This is a genomic window from Dellaglioa sp. CoH-55-MRSF-8 (genome assembly GCF_056782195.1).
In genome coordinates this window covers 1-271 of sequence record NZ_JBXAYH010000193.1, presented here as the reverse complement: position 1 = coordinate 271, position 271 = coordinate 1, and the positions used below count along the sequence as shown (strand labels likewise).

Here is a 271-nt window from a genome sequence, read left to right as displayed (position 1 = left end):
CCACGTCAGCGTGCAGTTGCGGACGTGCCTCCGGCAATTGAACCGGAGGACGCCCAGCAACAAGCGCTTCAGACTCAGCATGTTGACAACGTGAGTCGAACCGAAGATGCTGTTGACGCGGAAAAAGATCAGGGCCTCGTGTCTCGTTTGGACTACGAAACGTGGCTTCCGTTTGCAGCAAAGACCTATAAGATTTCTCCGCGTATCGAAGACTACATCATCGTCTCGACGTTGGTGTGTCCATCCGATATTCCAAACCGTAACGGCATCG

General features: G+C 53.5%; 1 protein-coding gene. It reads left to right on the top strand.

Going from position 1 to position 271, the window contains the following annotated elements; all coding sequences use genetic code 11:
- The coding region (locus AC1RPW_RS08460; protein WP_481769520.1) for a hypothetical protein at window positions 1–271 on the top strand (271 nt) is incomplete at both ends.